Annotated in this window: 23 protein-coding genes and 1 pseudogene; 9 read left to right on the plus strand and 15 right to left on the minus strand. The window is 48.8% G+C overall.

What is annotated here, in order from left to right; translation table 11 throughout:
- The first annotated feature begins 45 nt into the window (after nt 1-45).
- From B5G27_RS10535 to B5G27_RS10550, 4 genes are all read left to right on the plus strand, one after another.
- Entirely contained in the window at nt 46-426 is a 381-nt protein-coding gene (locus B5G27_RS10535) for a TnpV protein (protein ID WP_087178933.1), read from the plus strand.
- A 358-nt stretch (nt 427-784) separates the two neighbouring features.
- Complete coding sequence (locus tag B5G27_RS10540) at nt 785-2,077, plus strand: IS110 family transposase (RefSeq protein WP_087178074.1); 1,293 nt, start codon at nt 785-787, stop codon at nt 2,075-2,077.
- 560 nt (nt 2,078-2,637) lie between these two features.
- The gene (locus B5G27_RS10545; protein WP_070088321.1) at nt 2,638-3,552 is read left to right on the plus strand and encodes an ABC transporter ATP-binding protein; all 915 of its coding nucleotides are present in this window, start codon (nt 2,638-2,640) and stop codon (nt 3,550-3,552) included.
- On the plus strand, nt 3,549-4,445 hold the full coding sequence (locus B5G27_RS10550; protein WP_164488449.1) for an ABC transporter permease: 897 nt from the start codon (nt 3,549-3,551) through the stop codon (nt 4,443-4,445). Before B5G27_RS10545 ends, B5G27_RS10550 begins: the two co-directional genes overlap by 4 nt.
- A gap of 68 nt (nt 4,446-4,513) precedes the next feature.
- Here B5G27_RS10550 and B5G27_RS10555 read toward each other — a convergent pair whose 3' ends face one another.
- On the minus strand, nt 4,514-4,840 hold the full coding sequence (locus tag B5G27_RS10555; protein WP_242958298.1) for a hypothetical protein: 327 nt from the start codon (nt 4,838-4,840) through the stop codon (nt 4,514-4,516).
- 33 nt (nt 4,841-4,873) lie between these two features.
- On the opposite strand from B5G27_RS10555, the pseudogene B5G27_RS10560 reads away from it, so the two are divergent.
- Nucleotides 4,874-5,929: pseudogene (locus B5G27_RS10560) on the plus strand (tyrosine-type recombinase/integrase); the annotation flags it as partial.
- Nucleotides 5,930-6,042: 113 nt separating this feature from the next.
- Here B5G27_RS10560 and B5G27_RS10565 read toward each other — a convergent pair.
- Nucleotides 6,043-6,375: a hypothetical protein gene (locus tag B5G27_RS10565; protein ID WP_087178836.1), complete on the minus strand. Its 333-nt coding sequence runs from the start codon at nt 6,373-6,375 to the stop codon at nt 6,043-6,045.
- A complete protein-coding gene (locus tag B5G27_RS10570; protein WP_087178837.1) occupies nt 6,351-6,917 on the minus strand; it encodes a hypothetical protein in 567 nt (188 codons plus the stop codon). The genes B5G27_RS10565 and B5G27_RS10570 overlap by 25 nt, the downstream gene beginning before the upstream one ends.
- 128 nt (nt 6,918-7,045) lie before the next feature.
- On the opposite strand from B5G27_RS10570, the gene B5G27_RS10575 reads away from it, so the two are divergent.
- Complete coding sequence (locus tag B5G27_RS10575; RefSeq protein WP_162611233.1) at nt 7,046-8,701, plus strand: sensor histidine kinase; 1,656 nt, start codon at nt 7,046-7,048, stop codon at nt 8,699-8,701.
- A 12-nt stretch (nt 8,702-8,713) separates the two neighbouring features.
- Here the strand turns inward: B5G27_RS10575 and B5G27_RS10580 are convergent, their stop codons facing one another.
- Both B5G27_RS10580 and B5G27_RS10585 read right to left on the minus strand, forming a co-directional pair.
- A complete protein-coding gene (locus tag B5G27_RS10580; protein ID WP_087178839.1) occupies nt 8,714-9,460 on the minus strand; it encodes a LytR/AlgR family response regulator transcription factor in 747 nt (248 codons plus the stop codon).
- 150 nt (nt 9,461-9,610) lie between these two features.
- Nucleotides 9,611-10,399: a PD-(D/E)XK nuclease domain-containing protein gene (locus tag B5G27_RS10585; protein WP_087178840.1), complete on the minus strand. Its 789-nt coding sequence runs from the start codon at nt 10,397-10,399 to the stop codon at nt 9,611-9,613.
- Nucleotides 10,400-10,715: 316 nt separating this feature from the next.
- Here B5G27_RS10585 and B5G27_RS10590 point away from each other — a divergent pair, with 316 nt between their 5' ends.
- Complete coding sequence (locus B5G27_RS10590) at nt 10,716-11,975, plus strand: IS110 family transposase (RefSeq protein WP_087178009.1); 1,260 nt, start codon at nt 10,716-10,718, stop codon at nt 11,973-11,975.
- An 85-nt stretch (nt 11,976-12,060) separates the two neighbouring features.
- Here B5G27_RS10590 and B5G27_RS10595 read toward each other — a convergent pair whose 3' ends face one another.
- The 3 genes from B5G27_RS10595 to B5G27_RS10605 form a co-directional block, all read right to left on the minus strand.
- On the minus strand, nt 12,061-12,972 hold the full coding sequence (locus B5G27_RS10595) for an AAA family ATPase (RefSeq protein WP_087178841.1): 912 nt from the start codon (nt 12,970-12,972) through the stop codon (nt 12,061-12,063).
- A gap of 111 nt (nt 12,973-13,083) precedes the next feature.
- On the minus strand, nt 13,084-14,829 hold the full coding sequence (locus B5G27_RS10600; RefSeq protein ID WP_087178842.1) for a S8 family peptidase: 1,746 nt from the start codon (nt 14,827-14,829) through the stop codon (nt 13,084-13,086).
- Nucleotides 14,830-14,942: 113 nt separating this feature from the next.
- A complete protein-coding gene (locus B5G27_RS10605) occupies nt 14,943-16,166 on the minus strand; it encodes a 6-phosphofructokinase (protein ID WP_087178843.1) in 1,224 nt (407 codons plus the stop codon).
- A gap of 152 nt (nt 16,167-16,318) precedes the next feature.
- Between B5G27_RS10605 and B5G27_RS10610 the strand changes: the two genes are divergently transcribed.
- Together B5G27_RS10610 and B5G27_RS16630 are read left to right on the plus strand one after the other, a co-directional pair.
- Nucleotides 16,319-17,335 (plus strand): glycosyltransferase family 2 protein, encoded by a 1,017-nt coding sequence (locus tag B5G27_RS10610; protein WP_087178844.1) that lies wholly within the window; start codon nt 16,319-16,321, stop codon nt 17,333-17,335.
- 30 nt (nt 17,336-17,365) lie between these two features.
- A complete protein-coding gene (locus B5G27_RS16630) occupies nt 17,366-17,497 on the plus strand; it encodes a hypothetical protein (protein WP_275533039.1) in 132 nt (43 codons plus the stop codon).
- A gap of 181 nt (nt 17,498-17,678) precedes the next feature.
- Here the strand turns inward: B5G27_RS16630 and purD are convergent, their stop codons facing one another.
- From purD to B5G27_RS10645, 7 genes are all read right to left on the minus strand, one after another.
- On the minus strand, nt 17,679-18,950 hold the full coding sequence (gene purD, locus B5G27_RS10615) for a phosphoribosylamine--glycine ligase (protein WP_087178845.1): 1,272 nt from the start codon (nt 18,948-18,950) through the stop codon (nt 17,679-17,681).
- Nucleotides 18,951-18,963: 13 nt separating this feature from the next.
- Nucleotides 18,964-19,572, minus strand: coding sequence for a phosphoribosylglycinamide formyltransferase (gene purN / locus B5G27_RS10620; protein WP_242958296.1), 609 nt, complete (start codon nt 19,570-19,572; stop codon nt 18,964-18,966).
- Nucleotides 19,573-19,655: 83 nt separating this feature from the next.
- Nucleotides 19,656-20,681, minus strand: a complete 1,026-nt coding sequence (purM, locus tag B5G27_RS10625) for a phosphoribosylformylglycinamidine cyclo-ligase (RefSeq protein WP_087178847.1) — start codon at nt 20,679-20,681, stop codon at nt 19,656-19,658.
- A 73-nt stretch (nt 20,682-20,754) separates the two neighbouring features.
- Nucleotides 20,755-21,264, minus strand: a complete 510-nt coding sequence (purE, locus tag B5G27_RS10630) for a 5-(carboxyamino)imidazole ribonucleotide mutase (protein ID WP_087178848.1) — start codon at nt 21,262-21,264, stop codon at nt 20,755-20,757.
- On the minus strand, nt 21,252-23,363 hold the full coding sequence (locus B5G27_RS10635; RefSeq protein WP_206608993.1) for an aminopeptidase: 2,112 nt from the start codon (nt 23,361-23,363) through the stop codon (nt 21,252-21,254). Before B5G27_RS10635 ends, purE begins: the two co-directional genes overlap by 13 nt.
- Nucleotides 23,363-23,737 carry a DUF6142 family protein gene (locus B5G27_RS10640; RefSeq protein WP_242958292.1) on the minus strand — a complete coding sequence of 125 codons (375 nt, stop codon included), beginning with the start codon at nt 23,735-23,737 and terminating at the stop codon, nt 23,363-23,365. The genes B5G27_RS10635 and B5G27_RS10640 overlap by 1 nt, the downstream gene beginning before the upstream one ends.
- Complete coding sequence (locus B5G27_RS10645; RefSeq protein ID WP_087178850.1) at nt 23,721-24,185, minus strand: VanZ family protein; 465 nt, start codon at nt 24,183-24,185, stop codon at nt 23,721-23,723. Before B5G27_RS10645 ends, B5G27_RS10640 begins: the two co-directional genes overlap by 17 nt.
- Between the last annotated feature and the right edge of the window lie 73 nt (nt 24,186-24,258).

Below are 24,258 nucleotides of genomic sequence, written 5' to 3' on the forward strand. Positions count from 1 at the left end.
GAACTGTGACATATGTGCGAATATATTATAACGGAGGATTTTTTAATGGACAAGTATATTTATGATGCAAGCAATGGTTTATGGTATGAGTTGCAGGGGGATTATTATATTCCTTGCCTTACTTTACCAGCCGAAAAAGAAAACAAACCTATCAGTTTGTGGGGGCAGCGACACAAACACTACTTACAGGAACATAAACGGACGGTTTATATTTCGCTGCTCACAAGCGGCAAATTGAATAATTACCTTGCCGACATTGACGAACAAGCAACGGAAATGATGTTTCGATTGGTTGAGCAAATGGCTGACAAGGAGGGCGTGACCGAACAACTTAAAGTAGAAAACCCGATGTTGTGGGTTGGTCGAATGAATGAGATACAGGCAAGAGCACGAGAAATTGTATATGCCGATATTATCTATAAGTAAAAAATGTAATATATAGAATATTAAAATTGTGGCAGTCAAAAATTAAAACTTTGCCTGCCACAATTATGATTCGATGTGTTCTCTTTCATAATGACTTTGGTAATTCATTATGCTATAATGAATTTAATTTACGGTATCGCACTGCATCTACTAATTTGGAGTTCGATTAGAACAGGAAAAGATTATATTGATTGCTCTCTATGCGAGATTAAAACCGATTATACAGGAGCTTCCTGTATAATTCAAATATAGGGAATCCCATGAAAGGTGGTTGAGAAAAAAAGATACCTCAGAGTAAAATAAGATTTGCTGACTTTGAGCGGTTAGTAAAATCTTATAAAACAGAGAGGTATCTGAAATGAAGTATAACACACAAAACGCAAAAATTGCATCTATTACGGAAGAAACTTTAGTCCTTGGGATTGATGTCGGAAGTGAAACTCATTACGTAAGGGCATTCGACTGGCGTAATTATGAATTTTCTGATACACCGTTGGCGTTCAGTAATGATGAAGCCGGATTCCTGACATTCATGGCATGGGTTGAGGATATCAAGGAGAAAGCCGGTAAAACTGCTGTAATCCCCGGAATGGAACCAACAGGACATTACTGGTTCAATCTTGGGAAGTTCCTGCAGGACAGCGGAATGAGACCGGTTCATGTGAATCCGCACCATGTAAAAAAATCGAAGGAGATGGACGACAATAATCCCGACAAGAATGACCGTAAAGATCCAAAGACTATCGCTGCATTGGTAAATGAAGGACGCTTTTCCTATCCCTATATTCCAACAGGGGTTTACGCAGAAATCCGAAGCCTTTCCAATCTGCGCTTTCAGACACAGGAAGAGATTACAAGGATCCGGAACCGGATCGCACGATGGATCAGCATCTATTTTCCTGAATATAAAGACGTTTATGGGAAACTGGATGCAGTAAGCGGGATGATGGTGCTTAAGGAGGCTCCGCTTCCGGTGCAGATAAAAGAACTGGGAGCAGAAGGAATCAATCAGATCTGGCGGAACGCAAAGCTGAGGGGCGCCGGGATGAAGAGGGCAAAGACCCTGTTATCGGCAGCGGAGCACAGCGTTGGGAGCCAGGAAGCACCAGAAGCGGCAAGTATGGAGATCCGGAACCTGTTGGAGGACTATGAGAAGTACAGCAGCCGCATGGATGACCTGATGGCTAAAATAGAAGCAAAGATCAAAGAAGTCCCCTATGTAGATAAACTTCTTGAGATCAAAGGGATCGGACTGAAAACGGTATGCGGATTTATCGCAGAGGTCGGCGATCTGAGCAGGTTTGATGATCCAAAGCAGCTGCAGAAACTGGCAGGATATGCGATCGTAAAGAACAGCTCCGGGAAGCATGCGGGGGAAAGCCATATCAGTTACCGTGGACGGAAGAGACTGAGATATGTGCTGTATGAAGCAGCGATATCTGTAATAGGGAAAAATGGCGAATTCAGGGAGATCCATCGGTATTATCAAACAAGAGAGAAAAACCCCCTGAAGAAGATGCAGTCGGTGATAGCGGTAGCATGTAAAGTTCTTCGAGTCTTCTATGCCATACTGACAAAAGGTGTAGATTACGATGGAGAAAAGATGCTGGGAGATATCAGGAGACCCGCGGTGAGTGTCCAGGCTGCATAAGAAGATAAGCTGACCGAAGGAAGACTGACGTGGTTGAAGTGAGCAGTCAGATATAAAGAGAACTGTCTGCTGACCTCAGCCACGCCGGGAAGAAAACGGATGACTGAAAGAACTGTTGAGAAGCAGAAGAAAAGGCAGAACGTGGGAGGGAAACGTCCGCTGGGAACAGCGCTGTCACGGGAAGCAAGTCAGTAAATGTTATGATTACAAAGAAGGAGCTAGTAGTCGGCAGGAATATTTTCCATAGGGCAAGACCCAGGCAAGGAGCTAAGCTGACACCCTGGTTATGGGCAGGCGGAACGAAGGAAGTGAGGACCAGTACAGAAATGTACAGAGATCCTGGTAGACACGGGAGGTGCGCCGCCATAGATGGATGGGTATATACAAGGCCATGTAAAACGGAAAAATAGAGACGTTTTATTTCGTATACCTATAACCATCTATTTTCGTACCAGATACAGAAAAATGCTCATGATCGAGGCTCATTCATCTGAGATAGAAACTTAGAAATCCCTTGATTTTAAGGGAAAAAACACTTGACTAAATAGGGAGGAAATTGAATGAGCAATATTATTCAAATCAATAATCTTAATAAAAGTTTTGGAAGTGTAAACGCTGTTCAGAATTTGAGTTTTCGTGTGAAAAAAGGAGAGTTGTTTGCCTTTCTTGGTATCAATGGGGCAGGAAAATCAACTACAATCAATATTATGTGTGGACAACTGTCGAAAGACAGTGGAAGCGTTTTTATTGATAAACACGATTTAGATAAGGATATGGACTATATTAAGCGTGAACTGGGCGTAGTTTTTCAATCATCTGTCTTGGATTCTGCCCTTTCTGTTTATGATAATTTGGAAAGTCGTGCCGCTTTATATGGCATTACTGGAATGGAGTTTAAGAAACGACTTGAGGAACTGGCGAAAATATTAGATTTTGAAAATTTATTGAAACGCACCGTTGGTAAATTATCAGGAGGACAACGCCGAAGAATTGATATTGCAAGGGCTTTGTTTCATAAGCCTAAAATTCTTATTCTTGATGAGCCGACAACAGGGCTTGATCCGCAGACACGCCGACTTATTTGGAATGTTATATCAAGTTTTCGCAAAGATGAAAATATGACTGTATTTTTAACTACGCACTATATGGAAGAAGCTGCGGAAGCTGATTATGTTGTAATCATTGATGATGGAAAAATATCCGCAGAGGGTACTCCGCTTGAATTAAAAAATATTTATACTGGGGATTACATCACAATTTATGATGTAGATGAAAAGGATATTAAAGCACTTGATGTGGAATATGAGCAAATCCGAAACGGTTATCGCCTTTCTGTACCGAATACAAAGGCTGCAACTGAATTGATTATTCGTAATCCACAGTTGTTTAATGATTACGAAATAACAAAAGGAAAAATGGACGATGTTTTTCTTGCTGTTACAGGAAAAACATTAGTGGGAGGTGCTGAAAAATGAGTATGGCTTTCATTCTTATCAAAAGGAATATCAAATTGTTTTTCAAAGATAAGGGAATGTTCTTTACCTCTTTGATAACGCCTGCTATATTGCTTGTACTCTATGTAACTTTTCTTGGGAATGTGTATCGGGATAGTTTTACATCTAATTTACCTAATTCATTAAAACTATCAGAAAGTATAATAGAGGGACTGGTAGGCGGTCAACTTATCTCCTCTATTCTTGCTGTTTCGTGTGTAACGGTTGCTTTTTGTTCTAATTTTTCAATGGTGCAAGATAAAGCAAATGGTACGATAAGAGATTTAAGAATATCTCCTGTGAAGTCAGCTACACTTTCGCTGAGTTATTATGTTGCAACCTTGCTTTCAACACTTATTATTTGCTTTGCTGCAACGGGTATCTGTCTTACTTATGTGGCTATTGTCGGTTGGTATATGTCACTCGCAGATATATTCTTTTTGTTTCTTGATATTTTACTTCTTGTTTTGTTTGGAACAGCATTATCTTCGATTATTAATTTTTTCTTATCAACACAAGGACAAATTTCAGCGGTAGGCACAATCATCAGTGCGGGATATGGTTTCATTTGTGGTGCATATATGCCTATTTCTTCATTTGGAGAAGGGCTGCAAAAAATAATCTCATTTTTGCCAGGCACTTATGGTACATCACTTATCCGAAATCATACAATGCAAGGGGCGCTTGCCGAAATGCAAAATCAAGGTATTCCAACAGAGGTTATTGAAAAAATAAAAGATTCCCTTGATTGCAATCTTTATTTTTTCGGAAGTCAAGTAAATATTGGAACGATGTATATGATACTTGGTATCACTATTTTGGTATTGATTGGAATTTATATTTTGTTAAACAAATCAAAAAAATATAACTGTTAATTTAGTAGCTGCAAATGATTATGTAATCCGCCGCTATGGGTAAAACCATAACGGCGGTTTTTCAATGCCTATCGGCTATCTCTGTCAATGGATTTTTTACGCTGTCTTTGCGGTGGGTTCTGCTTGTTGCGTTCCTGTATCTCACGCAAATGTTTTAGCACGCTCTGCTTTTCGGGCGGTCTAAGCTGTTCTTTAGCGGTGGCTGTCGGTTTCCTGCTGACTTGGCGTTCCCACTCGGCAAGGTCACGGTTGTACTGTTCCACAACGCTTTCCATTTCTCGGAAAGTACGCATAAAAACTTGTACATCGGGATAACCGTCCTCTTTGAGCGTGTCGGGGATTTTATCCAGCCTGTCGGCAATCTCTGCTTCGGTTTCTTTGATTTTTACTTCCAACGCTTTTCGTTCTTTGCCTTTGAAAAGCCAAACTTAAGCAACGGGACGGTCATGTCCTATCAGGGAACGGTAAACCGTATCAAGCAATATCCCATTGGCAAACGCAAGCTGAAAACCGTGACCGCCGACCATTTGCAGGCGTTCATTGATTTTCTGAGCTATGGTGGGACAAACCCGGACGGGACAACTTCAAAGCCCATGAGCAAAGGATATATGCTCCTGTTCTCGGCGGTGCTGCAAAATTCCTTCCGCTTTGCGGTATTCCCGAAAAAACTGATTACTTTTAACCCTATGCAGTATGTGAAGCTGAGAGGCAGGAAGCAGGAAACGGATATTTTCTCGGATAGTGAGGAAGATTCTTCCAGTATTCCTACTATCACGCATGAGCAGTTCCAAAAGCTGGAGGAATTTCTCAAGGCAAAAGACAATCCCGCTTTGCTGCCTGTGCAGATAGCGTACTACACGGGGCTTCGTATCGGGGAAGTATGCGGCTTGACTTGGCAGGATATTAACCTTGAGGAACAATATCTTACGGTACGCCGCAGTATGCGCTATAACGGAACAAGGCACACAACCGAAGTGGGAACGACAAAGCGGAGCAAAGTCCGCACCGTTGATTTCTGTGATACGCTGGTGGCAATCCTGCAGGCGGCAAGAACAGAACAACGCAAAAACCGTTTCCGCTACGGGGAGCTTTATCACCTGAACTACTACAAAGAAGTAAAGGAAAAAGGGCGCACCTATTACGAGGTTTACAGCCTGCAAAGGACAAAGGAAGTCCCGGAGGACTACAAGGAAATCTCCTTTGTCTGCCTGAGAGCAGACGGGGCGTATGAAGCGCCGAGCACGGTAGGGATTATGTGCAGGGCGGCAAAGAAGAAAGTGAAAGGGCTTGAGGATTTTCATTTCCACACGCTCCGCCACACCTACACAAGCAATCTGTTGTCCGGCGGCGCAAAGCCGAAAGATGGGCAGGAACTTCTCGGACACTCTGATGTCAGTACCACAATGAACATCTACGCTCACTCTACAAGGGAAGCGAAGCGTACTTCCGCAAGGCTGCTGGATAAGGTGGTCGGCGGGGAATAAAAAATTGCCCTTGTTTCGGCTCGTAAGGGCAAAAACGAGGGCAAACAGATAAGGTTTGAACGGAAAACAGGTGTGAAGCCTTGAAAAATCAATGGTTTTTGAGGATTAGATAGTTAAATACGAATTTGGATCTGTATATCGTCGCCCATAACAAGCGCAGCGCCGTTCTGTGTATACACATCTTCCGGGCTGTCTCCAAATACGCCCCTGCTCACATTATCTGTGACTGTGCCGCCGTACAGGAATGTGTTATATTCACTGCCGTTGTTTGAAAAATATACACCACCGCCATTATAAGCGCTGTTCCCTGTGATCGTACCGCCATTCATGGTGAAAGACGCACCGTCAGTAAACTGTACATCCACGCCCCCGCCATATGTATAATTGCCCAGTGCTTCATTATCGCTGATCGTACCGCCGTTCATGATAAATTCTGCCCAGACCATGACCGCGCCGCCGGAGCCCCATTGAATTCCTCCATTCCAGAAGCCGCTTCAAAAGCATCTTTCAAAGTCTGATAAAAAGTCTGTCCGAGCCTCGCCACTGCATCGGCATCAATCCCGGTTGCTTCAACTGTCAGCGGATGATCCACCGCTTCCGCGCTGATCTCAACAATCCCGGTTGCCTTGTCATAAGTATAATCTGTCCCCTGAACAAGCAGAGATTCGCCGCGCATGATCTCGACACTCCCCGGCAGGTCATACCCTTCAGCCCCTGTAAGCTTAAAACTGTACGCCTCACCATATGGCATAACCCAATATTCAATATCTCCATACATATAAGTCTCTTCCGAAGTGACCGCTTCTGCATTCAGATCGGCAAGCTCCATGCGCAGACCGTACCTTCCGTCACCTTCATCCACGATGTTGTTGAAGTTACCGCCCACTATAAGGCCATGATTGTAAACCGTTTCCGTATAATTACCGGAAACGATCACTCCCTTAGTCCCATTTTCAATATCGAGCCCCCATGTTCCAGTCCCTGCCATGGCCTGTCATCTGGGCATCATAACTGTTATCCACGTAATTTTCAGGTCCGGACTTGTCAATCCCGGCTCATTTCAGTATGATTGATACAAAGGATTTTTCTTGAATGATACTGGGAGGATATTTTCAAATGAAACGATGGATACGCTGGATATGTGCCGCACTTTTTGTTACAGCCGCGGCTTTTATTATTTGGTTTCTGCATCTTTTTACACAGGTCAATGTTTCCATGCAGTATATTGACTGGACAGATTCCGTGCAAGTCATGCCTGACGGTACGGAACAGCCATTCGAGTGGGACAGTTACAGTAATACTTCTGAGATCACCGGGATCTATCGCTTCTATGGCAGCCTTCCCTCTGATCTCCCCTCCGGCAGCCTTCTTTTTGAAACAAATGGCGCCGTGATTTCCCTGACTCTGGACGGGGAACCGATCTATCAGTCTAATGTAGCTCAAACGTACGAGGCCGTCTCCATGGCCCAGGCTACTCTCCCGCTTCCGGAGGGAACTTTCGGAGAGGTGGTTATGACCTGTGAGATCACAGATGCATCGCATACAATGTTTCCGCCCCTGCTCCGCTTTATACCGGAGAACCTGGATATCAAAGAAAGTACTGCCTTAGCCAACCGCACGGCATTCCCTACGGGCGCCGCTGCGCTCGCCCTTATCCTGATCTTTGGTCTCTTCCTGTTGGGAGTGTCTTTAAAAAAAGCAGATTTCAGCCTGATCCCTCTGCTCTTTGCGCTGGTCGGACTTGTATCATTCCAACTGATCCAGGATGAAGGATATTATTTTCTCCCCCAGAGCGTGTCAGATCTGTTCAGCCACCGCGGGATCAATTTTTCTGTCATAATCCTGCTGGTGCTTTACCTGGCGATGAACCGGCGCCGCCAGTTCTGGAAACACCTGTGTATCGCGGCTGCCTGGAGCGCCGCAGCCCTTTTGATCGGATACATCATCTCTCTGTCCGGGGATGGTTATCTCGCCTTCTATATCAGAGAAGGTCTGATCCCAGAGCTCCAGGCAGGCATATACAGCGGGCTGCTCTACTGGCTCACCTTATGGCTTTCCGTCACTTCCGCTTTGATTTCCGCGTACGGCATGGCGCGCGCATTTATAGACCAGGGGGTGCAGGCCCAGAGCCTTCGGATCAAAAACCATCTGATGACAGAAGGTTACCAGGCACTGGAACAACGGATCACAGAAGACGCTTCTGCACGCCATGAATTAAACCACCAGCTTACCGCCCTGCAGTGCCTGTTGGAAAAGAAAGATTATCAGGGGCTCGGACAGATGCTCTCACACATGGCGGGAGAACAGTCTTCTCTGGCACAGACCAGTTTTACCGGCAATCACACTCTCAATACCATTCTCCAGGATGCCGCCGGGAAAGCGAAACGGAACAACATCCGATTTCAGGCGCAGGCCAGTGTCCCTGACGAACTGAATATACCAGACACAGACCTGTGCGGTCTCTTTATGAATATATTAGATAACGCACTGGAAGCGGCTGAAAAGGTCGAGACAACTGACCGGCGCTATATCAAACTCCAGGTCAAATCTGCCGACCTGTATCTTACCGTAAAATGTATCAATTCGTTTAATGGTGTGATAAAGAAAGACAAAAAAGGAAATCTCATGACAACCAAAGAAGATTCCCTGTCACATGGACTTGGGCTGAAACAAATAGCGGAAATTGCAGAAAAATATCACAGCACGCTTATATATCATTACACAGATGACGGCGTCTATACCCTGCAGACCGCACTGAGGATCCCGGACTGACAGTCCCGGTTTCTACTGAGTGATATAGGAGATAAATGCTTCCTGAAACCGCTTATAATATTTACGGCCCACAGGAAGTTCACTCCCATTATCCATATAAAGAGTAGACTTTTTAAATTCTCTTACATGCGCAAGACTGGCCAGATAGCTGTTATGGCAGCGTACAAACTGTCCCGGGGGAAGCAGGATTTCTAATTCTGATAATGAGATCGGGAACTCTGCTCCTCCATTCTCCAGTACAATATGGACATTATGGTTTCCTCCGGTTTCCGCCCATAAGACAGATGCCAGAGGCAGGTTCAGGCTCCTGCTTCCCTTCTGGAGAAGGACCGCCCTGGACCTGTGGTTCAATTCCCAATCTGTAAGGAGAGCCTCTTCCAGCTCTCCCTTTTTCATAGGCTTCAGGAGAAAATGGACCGGCTGTACGCTGTACCCTTCTCTGAGATACTTTTCATAACCAGTCAGGAAAATAATACTGACCCTGCCCTTTTTACGGCGCAGTTCCTTTGCAAACTCCATCCCGGACTTGCTCCCCAACTCTATATCCAGGATCAGCACATCAAAAATCTCTCCTCTCGTCTCAATGAACCGCCCCAATTCTTCCGCATCAGAAAACGGCGTGATCTCATACGGTATCCCTGCATTTTCCAGGATTTCTCCACAGAGCCCGCAGATCTCTTCCCGTATCACCTGCTCATCTTCACAAACCGCCAGACAGTATGTATGCATATAGTTATACCTCTCTTCTGCTTCAGGCACGTCTTCCCGCCTGCTGCAATCTGAACTATATTATACAAAAGTACATCCTGTCCTTCAAGTAGTTAAACCCACTATGTGTTAACGGAGCATTATACTGGGAACTCAGAACTTTCTCCTTCTTGGATATTCAGATTTTCCAGATTCATAAGACTATATGTCCGACTGAAAGATTACCATACATTCTTTGCGGTAAAATGCTACGCCACATTTCATAATATCTTTATATCCCTCCTGCCGGAGCGATACTTCATAATCCTGTTCTTCAATCTGCCGGAGCGCTTCCCTGCATTTTTCTTCCAGCCCCTGATAGTTCTTCGACACCTTGATCTCGATGATCACGGCTTTCCCCCGGACGCTCGGATATCTCACGAGGATATCCGGCCTGCCGTTCCCGGATCCACGGTTCGACTGCACGATGTAATTCCCGATATTTTTCAGCACCCCGACAAGGAACCCGTGATAATAGCTCTCCTGATAATCGTAAAAGCTGATCGTCTCCATCAGATTCTCCGAGAGGATCTCCGCCATCTTATCGCCGTCCCCGCTCAGCAGGCTTTCGTAGAGAGGCGTAAGCTCTTTCTTCTCCGTCTTCTTCTCAAACCATTGGAGAACCGCGTTCTTATAGACATAGCGCACCTCGCTGTTAGGGATCGCCATTTCCATCCGTACCGTCTCATCCTCCTGCTCCTCCCGTATCTTTTTCAGATACCCGGTAAAGAACAGAAAGTTCCAGAGGTTATCCTGTGTGGAATTCATGTCGTCGTATGTGATGTCCTCATGGATCGGTTTTGTGATCGTACCGCCTTCGATCAGCCCCTCGATTTCCTGCCGCACAGAGAGATCCGCATGTTCGATCAGTTTTTTTACGATACTGTTGGAGCTTGTATTGGACCAGTAGGGCTTTGCAAAGACCTTTTTGTCTCCATAGCAGGAATTCACATAATTATATTCCGCCTTTCTGCGAAAGACACCAATGAGTCATGAAACGTATTGGCTAACTTTCGCTTTCTTAATCTATCTTCCTTCTGATATTATTCTTTTATAAGACTGACACACTACAGAACACGTGGAGGTGAGTGGTGGGGCTGTATAGCGGCGACCCCGCATAATTATTTGTTGTCGGTCATCCGTTAAGGCATCAATGATTGGCGCATTCCCGTAGCCCGTACACTTATCTCTTCCAAAGTCGACTCGATTTTGCCGGATGACCAGTCACTGTCGGTCTTATGACTATAAATATCAGGAGGTTATGTGATTGTCTTTTAAAATTCTCAAAAACAATTGTTGTGGCCTTGATATCCACAAAACCTGGATCTATGCCTGCATCGGTATTACAGATTCCCATGGGCGTACAGAGTATAAGCAGGCTCGCTTCTCTTCCTTTACAAAAGGTCTGCAGGAGCTGTGTAACTGGCTTGCAAAGTATCATTGTACTGACGTCTGCATGGAATCTACCGGCAAGTTTTGGATCCCTGTATTTAATATCCTCGAAAAGAATAATATCCACGTTACTCTTTCCCACCCCAAATATACCAAACCGCAGAAGGGAAATAAGACGGACCGCAAAGATGCCAAATGGATCTGTGATCTGTATATGTGCGGTATGGTCAAGCCCTCCTTTATCCCTCCCGCTGATATCCGTCAGCTAAGGGATCTGGTAAGATACCGTTTCAAGCTCACCTGTATGATCACCGGTGAAAAGAATCGTGCCCATAACTGTCTTACCGTCTCCAATTTTAAGTTGGACGAGGTCTTCTCTGATATATTTGGAAAATCTTCCCGTTCCATTACGGAACAAATTTTACAACACCCCGGGGGAACTTTTGATGTGGCACCTTTTGTTGACCGCAGATGTAAAACTCCTATTGAAGAGATACAGGCTGCTGTCGATGGTGCTATCTCAGCAGAACAGGCGGTGAAGCTCAGACAGTGTCTGGATCACATCGATGAATTAGAAAAGCACAAAGCAGAAATAGAACGGGAAATCTTTCGTCTCAGTGACAAATACGAAGAAGCCCTTAATCTTCTGCGAACCGTACCAGGATTCGATAAGAACCCAATGACTGCTATCCAGGTCATTTCTGAAATCGGTGCTGATATGTCTGTCTTCCCCACAGCCAAACACCTCGTTTCATGGGCAGGATGCTGTCCTCGTAATGATCAAAGTAATCAAAAAGTCAAATCAACTCGGATTTCCCGTGCTGGTTCTTATTTTAAACCAGTATTGGTGCAGATTGCAAATGCTTTGATCAAATCGAAGAAACATCCTGAGTTTACTACCCGTTATCGACGCATAAAATCTCGCCGTGGGCACAAGAAAGCCATCATCGCTGTCTGTCATATGCTCCTGACCGCTATCTGGCACATACTGACAGATTTAAAGCCGTATACTCCGGAAGGCTTTCTGGAACATCGTCCTGTAAAGCAATCAAAAGTACTGACTACTTCGCAGGCGCTTAATCTGCTGAAACAGAGGGGATATATCATCAAAGATGATACTGTTCCGGCCACCTGATTAGGTGTTGTTGTATCAATATTAACTTTTTGGAAGCCACCGAAAGATGGCTTTTTCGTGCTGACCTTTGGTTTTTCTCTATCCGCTACGTAATTGTTTCACACTTGATCACACTCCACGGATTATAGACTTCTGATTCACCAAACAGATAACCGTCATACCATTTCCGGACCGTCTCCAGATTTTCCTCAAGACCGTAATCTTTCAGCATCTGTTCCACCTCTTCCGGTGTAAAACCGAAATGCTCTGCAAAAGAATTATTCGTAATAGACACTACATTCAGATTATTCAAACCGGTAAAGATCGATTCCTTGCTGATTCGCAGACACCCGGTCACAACGGCAAACTCCAGATTGTCATTGGTCTTCAATGCGGACTCGAACAGCGACCGGATCAGGGCCACCATCCTGTCATAGAACCCGCTGAAATACGCGTTTTCCAGCGGAACGTCATACTCGTCGATCAAAATAACAGAACGCTGTCCTGTACAGGCATACAGACATTCAGACAAAAATTTTAACGAATCCGCATAATCGCTCTCCGTGCCTTTCAGATCGCGGATCCTCAGATAGCGTTCCAGCTTCGCATCTGTCAACGCACCGCTTGCTTCGATCTGCTTCCAGTGTCTGGAATATTCTGATTCTACTGCTTTTGTCAGCATATCATAAGCAAGATCATACGAATACTGCTTCATGGATTTCAGAGAGATACTGATCACAGGATATTTTCCCATATGGGAAAGATATTTTTCTCCCGCGTCCATGATCTTCAGCCCCTGAAACAGGCTGCTGTTATCTTTTTCCCCTTTTTCAAAGAAATATCGGAGAATGCTCATATTCAGTGTTTTGCCGAATCTCCGGGGCCGGGTAAAGAGATTGACCTTCCCCTTCATATCCAGCAGTTCTTTGATAAACAGTGTCTTATCCACGAAATAATAGCCGTGTTCCCTGAGATCTTCGAAATTCTCCACGCCGATCGGCAGAGGTATCCATTCCATACAAAACGCCTCCCTTCCAGATGTAGTTACATTTTACTACGTCCGAAAAAGAGGCGCAAGGTTCAGTATATTACGGATTTCAGGATACTCCTGTTAACAAAAGGCAGCAGTTCACCCATCCGGCAGGCTGTCCCGAACGCACAGCGCTCCATACCCCAGCTGGGCGTTCGGCCACTCGCTGTACCCCGGCAGTTCCCTCGCCCCGCGCCTTAAGTACGCTTTCACTTTCTCCCCATACAGATAGGGATCATTGCCCCGCACGATCCCCCACTCCATCAGGAGCGCAGCGCTCCCGGTCACAAACGGCGCGGCAAACGAAGTCCCGGAGAAAGCCCGGTAACCGCCGCCCGGGACAGGCGCATTCACCCTCACGCCAGGAGCCGCAAGGTCAGGCTTCGGCACGCCGCTCCCCTCATACACTGCCGCCGGCCCTCTTCCGGAAAAGTCCGCGTAGGAAAATGTTCTTGCGTCATATGCCGCCACAGTGACGACAAGGGATGCCGTAGAGGGGATCGTCAGTGTAGAAGAACTGTTGGGAAGCAAAAACGCAGTCCCCACATTCAGCGCCTCCTGAGCGGGAAGCCACATCTGATAACTGCCATCCACGATCCGCCGAGGTGTGAGCACGAGTTTCCATACGCCGCTGTCTATATAGGATTCTCTGGGAATAAACGAAAGATAGATCTCCTGTTTCACACTGTATGGCTTCGGCTCCCCGTAATAGATCAGAAGCTCTGTTCCGCCCAGAACAAATCTCTGAGGTCCCAGTATCTCCCTGAACGGGCCGATCCGGGTGCCGGACGGATCAACGACCGAGATATCCATCTCATCGACATAGGATTTCCATATCTGCACATTCAGTGACGGCTCCATCTGCTGCACTGCCAGTTCCACTGTCTTTTCTTCTTCATCCGATACCCGCCCCGCCGCATGGCCGGCTGAAGTCCCTTCATTCCCGCTACCCACGCAGATCACATTTTTCCACGTATCGGAGATATCATTCAGAAAGCGCTCCACAAGGGAAGTCCCGTCATGGGAGCCATACGTATTGCCGAAACTGATGTTGACCGCGACCGGCTTCTTAAGTTCGAGCGCTTTACGGATCACATAATCCACACCCGTCATGAGCTCCGTCGTCCTGGGAAAGCCCTCGGTCTGCGGCGCGCCCATCTTTACCACAATCAGCTCCGCTTCCGGCGCAGCTCCCCGGTACCGCTGTCCCTCGCTGCCTGCGCCGTTTCCCGCTGCGATCCCGGCTACCGCTGTCCCGTGCCCGCTCATATCCCGGCTCGGAACGATCCGGTACCGCTCTCTTTCTTCCGGCTCCGTCAGCGCCGTATTGATTTCTTCCCGCGTAAATTCCGTGCCGGATGCATATCCCTCAGGCGGACTGCCGGGGATTGTCTGGTCCCACAGCGCCGCGATCCTCGTCGTGCCGTCCTCATTGCGGAAAGCCGGATGCGCGTAATCAATCCCGCTGTCTACGACCCCGATCAGGATCCCCTGTCCACTCAAAGAATAAGGCGGGAACTGCACAGCATCGATACATGATGCCTGCCTTCCCGCCTCAGCCTCAAAATACAGGCTCTTGGGCTTCTCGATAAATTCGATCTCTGTCAGACCCGCCAGTTCCCCAATGCGTTCCTCCCGGATAACGACAACGGCATACCCGTTCATGAGCTCTGTGACAGACACAGCAATCTCCCGCGCAGCTTCCAGCGTTCCCGAATACTTAACGATCAGCTCCCACGCTCTCGTCCCGGGGTCATACCCCGTCTCCAGTTCCCCGGACCGTTCCCGCTCCTCCGGAGTGGCCTCCAGCGCCAGGTTCAGGATATTTTCTATTTTCTGGCTCATCTTTTTCTCCTTCTCACAGCTTTTGCCATTCTGCCCGTCTTTCTCCCATCGGGATCCAGACCGGGGATGGTTCATCTTATGCAGAAGGAGTCTGATTTATTTTCTCAATCACGTTATTTCCTGTACGCAAAGAGGGGAAGCCCGTCTTTGACCGGCACTTTCACCTCTCCCTGGATCAGGGGCAGGGCATACTCGATAAACTCTTTCCCCACATCTGATCCGTGCTCTGTGATCCACTCCAGAGGGACGCCCTTCTCCTGGTTGCAGATCAGGTTTATATCCTCAGTCACATAATCCACCCGGTAATCCTCTCCCGGCACGCGGCGGAATGCGACCATCTTCCCGGTCTCGCCCTCAAGCGCGCATTTCACCCCGTAAGCCCCGGAAGCGATCGCCTCCTTCTGGTCTGTCCCGGAAAGCATGGCAGAGGAACACCTCTGGCATACATTGAGCTCGATCGAGCGGACTTTCACGCCGAGTCGGTCTTTGACCAGATTTTCCAGATATTTCCCGGAGCCGGTGAGCATCTTGTGCCCGAACGTGTCCACGCCCACATCGCTCGACAGCTCACAGATAAAAGTCCCTTTCCCGTCATTGATCCCCTCGGAGATGCAGACGATCACATTCGGCGTTTTCTCAAGCGCCGTCTCCACATCTCTGATGAACTGCTCTGTGTCAAACGCAGTCTCCGGCAGGTAGATGAGCACCGGGTTATCCCCCTCATACCTGCGCGCCAGAGCGCTGGCAGCAGTCAGCCATCCCGCGTGGCGTCCCATGATCTCCACGATGGTGACCGATTTTTTATTATCATACACAGACGCGTCCACTGCGATCTCCCTGACCGTAGACGCCACATACTTCGCCGCGCTCCCGAATCCCGGGGTGTGGTCCGTCTTTACAAGGTCATTGTCTATCGTCTTCGGGATTCCCATAAAACGGATATCACTGCCTGTCTTCTCCGCATAGCGCGACAGCTTGCTCACAGTATCCATGGAATCATTTCCCCCGATATAAAAGAAATATCCGATCCCATACTCCTCAAACCGTTCGAACAGCTTCGGGTACACTTCATCCTCCAGATCTTCCGGCAGTTTATATCTGCACGAGCCCAGGTATGAACCCGGCGTCGTCTTCACCAGCTCCAGCTCGCCGGAGCGCTCCAGCGGCTCCATGTCCATGACCTGCCCGTTTAAAAATCCTTCGATCCCATTGACCATCCCATACACAGTCCCAAACGAATCCTCCCTGTTCAGAGCTTCATACACTACCCCGTACAGACTTGCATTGATAACAGCGGTCGGTCCGCCGGACTGTCCTACGATCACATTTCTTTTCATCCGTTTCCTCCTTGACAACTCCCGCGCCAGACAAGGCGCTCCTCGTATTCAGCATCTCTACTATATCCGAAAAAATAAAATTTTACAATATATAAGAAAGAATGGTATACTATAACCAGTGACAAAAAGTATCCCGAGGGAGGAAATCATCTATGAAATATATTTCATTTGCCATTCCTTGTTACAATTCAGAAGCCTATATGGAAAAAGCGATCAACTCCATCCTGCCGGGAGGCGAGGACGTGGAGATCATCGTGGTCAACGACGGCTCCAAAGACGGCACCCAGGAGATCGCGGAGCGCTACCAGGAAAAATACCCCACCATCGTCAAAGCTGTGAAAAAAGAAAACGGCGGACACGGGGATGCTGTCAACTGCGGGCTCGCCCACGCAACAGGAAAATATTTCAAAGTTGTGGACAGCGATGACTGGGTGGACGAGGAGTCACTCATAAAGATCCTGGACGCGGTCAAAGGATTTGTCGAGGCAGATTCCCAGGTAGATATGGTGATCGCAAACTATGTCTATGAAAAAGTAGGCATGCCGCACAAAAAAGTCATCCGGTATGACAATGTGCTCCCGGAGAACCAGATCTTCCGCTGGGACGACATCGGCCGTTTCCGCCTGGATCAGTACATCCTCATGCACTCTGTCATCTACCGCACGGAAATGCTGAAGCTGTGCCAGCTGGAACTGCCGAAGCACACCTTCTACGTGGATAACATCTATGTGTACTATCCGCTCCCGCATGTGCGCACACTGTATTACCTGAATGTGGACTTTTACAGGTACTTCATCGGGCGCGAAGACCAGTCCGTCAATGAAAAAGTCATGATCAGCCGGATCGACCAGCAGCTCTTTGTGACAAAAGCCATGGTCTCCATGTACGAACTCCGCCTGATCACAAGCAAAAAACTGAGGAAATACATGGTCAACTACCTTGCCATCATGATGACCGTGTCCTCGATCCTCTGTATCCGCTCAAAGAAAAAGGAAAACCTGATCAAGAAAAAAGAATTGTGGGATTACCTGAAAAAGAAAGACTACAAGACCTACATGAAGATCCGCTACGGCATCCTGGGACAGACCATGAACCTGCCCGGACGCCCCGGACGGAAAGTGTCATCGCTGGCATACAGCGTGGCAAGACGGCTCATCGGGTTTAATTAAATCTGTATTTGCGGGGGTGCTTCCGATCGGATGCACGCAGAAAACCGACCCTTTGATGCACCTTTCGCGGCGGACGGGGATATGGCGGCGGTGACTTGGAGTAATCTGCCGGAAAGACTTAAAAGAATGGGATGCGGCGTTAATTTCAAAGCGGATGCCTGAGCCGCAGGCGAATCTTCCGCTTTGAAATTGTCCTTAGCCGTATCCCATTCTTTTTACGTCTTTCCCAGATTACGGAACCGGAACCTGAGCCATATCCCCGTCCGCCGCGAAAACGTCCTGCAACAAACCAACGGTTTTCGGACGTCATATCTACAAGGAAGGCTCCCCCGCAAATGCAGATTTAAGCTTCATCGATTGCCTTCCCGATATCGTGTCTCATATACTTATTCTCAAACTGCACCCACTCGGTCGCGGCGTATGCATTCTTTCTCGCCTCTTTCAGGTCTTTCCCCTTTGCCGTCACTCCGAGCACGCGGCCGCCGTTTGTCACGATCTGATCCCCGTCGAACTTTGTCCCAGCATGGAAGCAGTAATACCCATCATGCTTTTTGAACTCGTCCAGACCGCTGATGGGGAATCCTTTCTCATACTTCACCGGATAGCCTTCGGATGCGAGCACCACGCACACAGCCGCGTTATCTTCAAACTGGAGATCGATCTGGTCCAGAGTGCCGTCGATACATGCCTCGACCACGTCGATAATGTCATTTTTCATGCGCGGGAGCACGACCTGCGCCTCCGGGTCGCCGAACCTTGCATTGTACTCCAGCACCTTCGGTCCGTCTGCCGTGAGCATCAGCCCAAAGAAGATCACGCCTTTGAACGGACGTCCTTCCGCTGCCATGGCGTCCACAGTAGGCTGATAGATATGCTGCTCGCAGAATGCTTCTACCTCTTTTGTGTAGAACGGGCTCGGAGAAAATGTCCCCATGCCGCCTGTATTCAGGCCTGTATCCCCGTCCCCTGCGCGCTTGTGGTCCTGGGCGCTTGTCATGGTCTTGATGGTCTTTCCATCTACGAAGGAGAGAACGGATACTTCCCTGCCTGTCATGAATTCTTCAATGACCATCTCATTTCCCGCTGTCCCGAACTTCTTGTCCAGCATGATCGTCTTCACGCCCTCTTTCGCCTCTTCCAGGTTCTGGCAGATGAGCACGCCTTTCCCGAGCGCCAGCCCGTCCGCTTTCAGGACAATGGGGAATTTTGCCGTCTCCAGATAGGCGAGCGCCTTGTCCGGGTCAGTGAAATTCTCGTATGCCGCTGTGGGGATATTATATTTCTTCATCAGGTCCTTGGAAAACGCCTTGGATCCCTCGAGGATCGCGGCATTTTTCTTCGGTCCGAACGTGCGGATCCCTGCTTCTTCCAGCACGTCCACAAGACCTCCAACCAGCGGGTCATCCATCCCCACGATGCACAGGTCGATCTCTTTCTCTTTTGCAAATGCCGCCAGCTTATCGAACTCCATGGGGCCGATATCCACGCACTCTGCATACTCTGCGATCCCCGCATTTCCCGGAGCACAGTAGATCTTATCTGCCCGCGGGCTCTTCGCCACGCTCGCCGCTATGGCATGTTCTCTTCCGCCGCTTCCAACGATCAGTACTTTCATAAGTAACCTCCTCTTATTTGCTTATCACCGCATGGCTGCCCTCAACGGTTACCCTGCCGTTTGCGATCAGGTCGATGGCCCGGGGCAGGATCTTCCACTCCGCCTGCTCCATGACTCTCCTCTGGAGGATCTCCGGGGTATCGCCCTGCTCTACTTCCACTGCCTTCTGGAGAATGATCGGTCCGGTATCTGTCCCTTCATCCACGAAATGCACGGTCGCGCCGACAACCTTCACCCCGCGCTGAAGCGCCGCCTCGTGTACCTTCAGTCCATAATATCCCTTTCCGCAGAAAGACGGGATCAGGGACGGATGGATATTGATCATGCGGTTGCGGTACTGCGCGGTCATCTCCGGCGGGATCACTACCAGAAATCCTGCCAGGACTACAAGATCCGGCTCATATCCATTCACTGCTTCCAGCAGTTTTTCATTAAAGATCTCTCTGGTCTCGTAATCTTTTGGAGAAATACATTTTGAGGGGATGCCGTTCTCCTCCGCGCGCTTCAGGGCATATGCGTTCCTGTTATTGCTGATGACTCCCGCGATCACAGTATTCGTGATACTGCCGTCCTTCACACGGTCAATGATCGCCTGGAGGTTTGTCCCCCCGCCGGATACCATCACCACGATCCGGCACGGTCCGGACGATTTTCCTTCACGGACGCCTGCTCCTGCACATTCCGTGCCGGATCCGGCCTTTGTCTCTAACATAAGTCTACTCCTTTTTCTCCCGCCACGATGCTGCCGACAACATAAGGCGCCTCGCCTGCTGCCAGGATGGCTTCCATCGCGCGGTCCACGTCCGCCTCATCCACTGCCAGGACCATTCCCAGTCCCATGTTGAATGTATTGTACATCATATGCTCTTCCACATCTCCGTCCACGGAAAGCATGTTGAAGATCGGCGGGATCGGATAGCTGTCCTTCTTTATGACTGCTCTTGTGCCCTCTTTCAGCATACGGGGTACATTTTCGTAAAATCCGCCGCCAGTGATATGGCTGCACGCCTTCACAGTGACACCAGCGTCTTTGATACTCTTCAGCGCTTTTACATAGATCCTAGTCGGGGCAAGCAGAGCTTCCCCGAGCGTGCACCCCAGACTGTCATAGTATGTATCCAGGGCTTCTCTCTTCATATTGAAGACTTTTCTCACGAGAGAGAATCCGTTGCTGTGGATGCCTGAGGACGCCATGCCGATCAGCACGTCGCCCGGCTTTAAATTCTCTCCTGTGATCATGTCCTTCTTATCACATACGCCGACCGCAAAGCCTGCCAGATCGTACTCGTCCTCAGCCATGAGCCCCGGATGTTCCGCCGTCTCCCCGCCGATCAGGGCAGCGCCTGACTGGAGGCATCCGTCCGCCACTCCTTTTACGATCTCCGCGATCTTCTCAGGCTCATTCTTGCCGCAGGCAATATAGTCGAGGAAAAACAGCGGCTCCCCGCCCGCGCAGGCAATGTCGTTCACACACATTGCCACTGCGTCGATACCGATGGTGTCGTGTTTGTCCAGGATCATCGCCAGTTTGACTTTTGTCCCGCATCCGTCTGTCCCTGAGAGGAGCACCGGCTCGTCCATCTCTTTGATCTTTGCCAGGGAAAACGCGCCGGAGAATCCGCCCAGCCCGCCGAGCACCTCCCCGCGCATTGTTTTCTTCACATGCTCCTTCATAAGCTCGACTGATCTGTAGCCAGCCTCAATGTCAACGCCCGCATTTTTATAATCCATAATCTGATCTCCTTACCGCACCCCGCTGTCCCGCGGGATGTCTGTTTTCAATACTGTCTCGTCCGGCCGGCTTTTAGCTGTTCAGATACGCCTCATAACCGATCTCTTTTAATTTATCCGCCTTTGCCTGCACAGTCTCTTTCATTTCAGCGGAATAGTCTTTCAGTTTCTTAAGCACTTCTTCATCTGATGTGGCAAGGATCTTTGCCGCAAGGATCGCAGCGTTCATCCCGCCGTCTATGGCAACGGTCGCTACCGGGATTCCCGGCGGCATCTGTACGATCGAGTAAAGCGCGTCCATGCCGTCCAGGTTCTTTCCTGACATGGGCACTCCGATGACCGGCATCGGGAAGAGCGCAGCGCACATTCCCGGAAGATGTGCCGCCATACCGGCTCCCGCGATGATCACCTTGATCCCTTTTCCTTCCGCTGCCTTTGCCCACTCAAAAAATGTATCCGGCATGCGGTGCGCGGAGATGATCGTCATCTCATAGTCGATCCCCAATTTCTCCAGCATAGATGCAGCTTTGCTCATCACCTTCAGGTCTGAGTCGCTGCCCATCACGATTCCTACTTTTGGCATTTCATTTCCTCCTTTGAATTTATAAGCTCTTTTAATGGTTCATTTAATATCTCTGTTCCCGGAAGTACGAATTTTCCGTCTTTTAATAGTATAATGTGTTTCCCTTCTTTTGTCACTACACTTATTTCTTCTAATTCTTCATAAGGCAGGGTTATATCTGTATGGCAGTTGAAGTATGCTTTTGACACGTCATCGCGCCTTTTCAGGGAGATTGAATTATCCTTTGCAATGATCTCTTTCCCGGACGGATTATAGACCCGGATGTCCTCGCTCCAGGAATAGCATGTATCTCCCACGGCAAAGTGAGGTCCCGTCTTTTCTGCGATCAGGATCGGCATCTTATCTTCGATGCCGTATTTCTTCGCCGCCACATATGCCGTTGTATTTGTCCCGATGGCGAACTCCCCGAGCGGCAGCGAGCTGTGGTTTTTCAGGATATTGTCGTAAATGTATCCGCGGCCCTGCTCCTCATCCGGGAAGTTCCCGCACCGATAGTCCTCGATCATCCCGTCCCGGAAGGTCAGTTCCAGATCCCGGTACTCCAGGCCTTCCAGATAGACCCGGCTCACATGGAGCACCCCGTCTGTCCCTTCCAGCACAGGCGACGTGAACACCTCGCCAACAGGGATATTTACGTCTGCCACGCAGTTTTCGAATTTCGTCTCCTTCTCCGGGTCTGCCAGCGGATGGAGATGTACCCGGATATCCGTGCGGTTCCCGCCCTTTCCGGTCACATGGACATATTCTCCCTGATCAAGGGCGTCGATCATGGTCTGCTGTACTTTTTCGTAAAGCTTAGCGTCCAGCGTGTTGATCCGGATCACTTCATCAAAGATCTCCGGGTACTTCTCCCCAATCTCAGGCACCGGATAGGCAACGATCGTGAAACTCCGCTCTTCTCCTCTGATATATTCATTTGTGATCTGCCCGGAACGGCTGTCATACTTGAGCGCCAGCTCCCTCTGCTCTTCCGTATAGGACGGCGCTTCCGGCACTGCTTTGGGAGAAAACGGAGCCTCCCCGAAGGTCTCCATCACCGCCGGCCCCGCGAACTGCGCCGCCAGCTCCCTGTTCTGCTCATACACTGTGCGCATGACCTCCAGCCTGCGCTCGATATAGCGCTTATCCATAAAGAGGGCCTGATCCTGACGGTGGTCATACTCGTACTGCCAGTTTGCCACCGCGCCGTAATAACCGATCTTATGGTGCTCCCGCTTTGTGATCACACCGGATGCCGCCCGGTAGATGACAGGTTTTAAGCCCATTTTGCGGAAATTTTCTACCGCCGCCCGGATCACTCGCTCAAATCCCAGGCTGTACCGGATATTGACCACAGATTTTTTTGACAGGTCTTTTCCTGTATTGATGAATCCGATGCGGTATCCTTCTGTGTACACGTCCGCCATCCTCTGAATCGTCTCCTCAGGAAGGGAGCGCAGATGCCTCGCCGTCCCCAGTTCATTCTCTGTGATATATTCTCCGAAGCGGTAGAGGCAGCGGTCATCCTCCAGATCTGCATGTTCGATGATATACGCCGCGAACGAATATTCCGGATCGATCTGTTCCATGATCCTGTCCGCCAGGAAGACATCGCAGTAATCGCTGGCATACCAGTAAATGATATCCCGGATCTGCTTTGCCAGCTCTTCCGCTGTTCTCTCAAAGCAGTTGTACACTTCGATGAACAGTTCACACAGGATCGTCAGGTAATCCATCCTGTCCTCAAAAGCATACGGGATCCCGGACCTCATCTCAGTATATAAAAAACTTAACAGCCTTCCAATATCCAGCCCCAGCTTTTCCGCCGCACAGGCCGGATTTGCATAACTGCTCCCATACCGTTCCCCGAGGACGTCACTGTACAGGATCTCATTTAAACTCTGCATTTCCTCCAGGCTGTATCTCTCCCACTCGCCGGAAGCGACTTTTCGCCTGACGTTTTCCAGTTCAAGAAGGAAGAGCGCTGTGTCCTGAAAATATGGCACATATTTCTCCGGCACCGTCTCCTCAGTGACAATGCCTCTCAGCCGTCCCACGGCCAGCGCATGCCGCTCCTCGTACTGTTCATTCTTTTCTTTCTGCTTCTCTTTCACACCCATCAGCTCAAGCCTCCTATAAATATCGCAAGGAACAGGATCAGGGCAGCCGCGTTTACCGGCAGCCCGATCTTGCAGGTCAGATAACTGCGATCCCTCTCCCGGAATCCCTGTATCGCGCAGCGGATCCCCCAGATCGAGAGCAGGAACGAGATGATCACAATCCCGCCCACAATCCCGGCAGCTTTCCCCCGGGCCAGGAATGCGTACAAAATACATCCTCCCAGGATCAGGAGCGCCCCCGCGCCGCTGATGCAGGACAGGATCCCCTTCCGGGAATTCTTGAATTTCGCCCTGCCGTATTTCCTTGACCCTCTTTTTCTGCGTTCCTTTTCCTTCTGCCGCTGTTCAGCGCTTTTTTCATTTCCGAACATCATGTTTTCTCCTTATACCATTACATATCAGAAAGATGATATATCCGAACACGCCTCCGATCGTGTTCAGCAGGATATCATCTACGTCAAAGCTCCCCACCCGCGTAAAAAGCTGGATGATCTCCACACACAGGCTCAGGCCCATGCTGAAAAACAGAGTCTTAAAAAAGCCCCTTTCCCTGCTCGCCACGGAAATAAAAAAACCATACGGGACAAAAATAAGGATATTCCCCGCCAGGTTTGCAAACACAGCAAATGCCCCCAGCTGCTCCCTGTAAATGATAAACCTCTTGATCTCCCGGAACAATTCCAGATTATACCGGTACTCCTCCGATATCCCCGTCCTGCCGTACCATTCGGCAAGGAACAGGAAATAGATCAGAAAAACAACATATAATAAAAACAGGACCTTCCCCACTGCCCTGAATATTTTCTTTTTCCTGCCACTCAAAATCTTACCTCTTTATAAATTGTCAGACAGCTTGACCAAAAGGGGTCTGACCCCTTTTGGTCAAGTCGTCTGA

It is taken from the genome of Lachnoclostridium sp. An76, assembly GCF_002161355.1.
Lineage (GTDB): Bacteria > Bacillota > Clostridia > Lachnospirales > Lachnospiraceae > Mediterraneibacter > Mediterraneibacter caccavium.